This window comes from Bartonella sp. AA86SXKL (genome assembly GCF_042196885.1).
In genome coordinates, this window is sequence record NZ_JBHIRE010000073.1 from 1 (window position 1) to 1,794 (window position 1,794).

Genomic DNA, 1,794 nt, shown 5'->3' on the forward strand with positions numbered 1-1,794 from the left:
CTTGTAAACGTGACACTTCATGCTGATGGCTCTTGTTCTGTTCGTGATAATGGACGCGGAATCCCTACCGATATTCATCCAACAGAAGGTGTTTCAGCAGCTGAGGTTATCATGACCCAACTTCATGCCGGCGGAAAGTTTGATCAAAATTCTTACAAAGTTTCGGGAGGATTACATGGCGTTGGCGTTTCTGTTGTGAATGCACTCTCCGTTTGGTTGCAACTGCGAATCAGGCGCAATGGCAAAATCTATGAAATGTCATTTACTCATGGAGTTGCCGATGCTCCACTAAAAATTGTCGGTGATTGCGGCAAAGAAAGCGGATCAGAGATCAGGTTTTTACCAAGTTCTGAAACCTTTACCATGGTTGAATTTGATTTCGAAACCTTGGAACGTCGTTTACGGGAATTGGCTTTTTTGAATTCTGGTGTGCATATCCTTCTTGTCGATCAACGCCATGCCGACATCAAATCCGTTGAATTGCATTATGAGGGTGGATTAACTGAATTTGTCAAATATATTGACCAATCGAAAAAAGCGCTCCTCGATCATCCTATTTATATTACAAGTGAAAAAGATGGGATGAGCGTTGAGGTTGCTTTATGGTGGAATGATTCCTATCATGAAAAAGTCCTGTGTTTTACCAATAATATCCCTCAGCGTGATGGGGGAACCCATTTGGTGGGTTTCCGCAGTGCTCTTACACGCCAAATTAATGGTTATGCTGAATCTTCAGGCATTGTAAAAAAGGAAAAAGTAAACCTCACCGGTGATGACTGCCGCGAAGGACTCACTGCTATTCTTTCCGTTAAAGTTCCCGATCCAAAATTTTCTTCGCAAACAAAAGATAAATTGGTTTCCTCTGAAGTGCGGCCTATTGTTGAAAATTTGGTGAATGAAGGTCTCTCTGCATGGCTAGAAGAACATCCTAATGAAGCAAAAATTGTTACAAGTAAAGTAGTGGAGGCTGCGGCTGCTCGTGAGGCTGCGCGCAAAGCACGTGAACTCACAAGACGAAAAGGAGCCCTCGATATCACCTCTTTGCCTGGAAAACTCGCCGATTGTCAAGAACGTGATCCAGCAAAATCGGAGATCTTCATCGTTGAGGGAGATTCTGCTGGTGGTTCAGCAAAAAGTGGGCGCTCACGCCAAAATCAAGCAATTTTGCCTCTGCGTGGTAAAATTCTCAATGTCGAACGAGCGCGTTTCGACCGGATGCTCTCATCTGACATGATTGGAACACTCATCACTGCTCTTGGAACATCCATTGGTAAAGATGAATTCTCACCAGATAAATTACGCTACCATAAAATCATCATTATGACCGATGCTGACGTTGATGGTGCGCATATACGCACTCTGCTCCTTACTTTCTTTTTTAGACAAATGCCTGAATTGATTGAGCGTGGACACCTTTATATCGCTCAACCGCCTCTTTATAAAGTAACACGGGGGAAGTCTTTTCAATATATCAAAAATGAAGCAGCGTTCGAAGAATTTTTGATCGATACTGGACTAGAAGAAACAACATTAGAACTCTCAACAGGAGAAGTTCGTGCAGGTGCTGATTTGCGCCAACTTGCCGAAGATGCTCGCGTGTTACGCCAACTTTTAAATGGTCTTCATACGCGCTATAATCGCAATATTGTTGAGCAAGCAGCAATTGTTGGGGCTTTTAATCCTGAGGCTTTTGCAATACCAGAAAAAGCCAAAAAAACAGCTGATAATGTAGCAAGTCGCCTCGATTGGATTGCAGATGATATGGCACGCGGGTGGAGTGGTGAGTCCACCCCA

At 43.5% G+C, this 1,794-nt stretch carries 1 protein-coding gene; it reads left to right on the forward strand.

Translation table 11 applies throughout. The annotated features are described in order from the left end of the window. A partial coding sequence (locus tag ACFIO5_RS09790; protein ID WP_375705293.1) for a DNA gyrase subunit B occupies positions 1-1,794 on the forward strand: 1,794 nt, incomplete at both ends.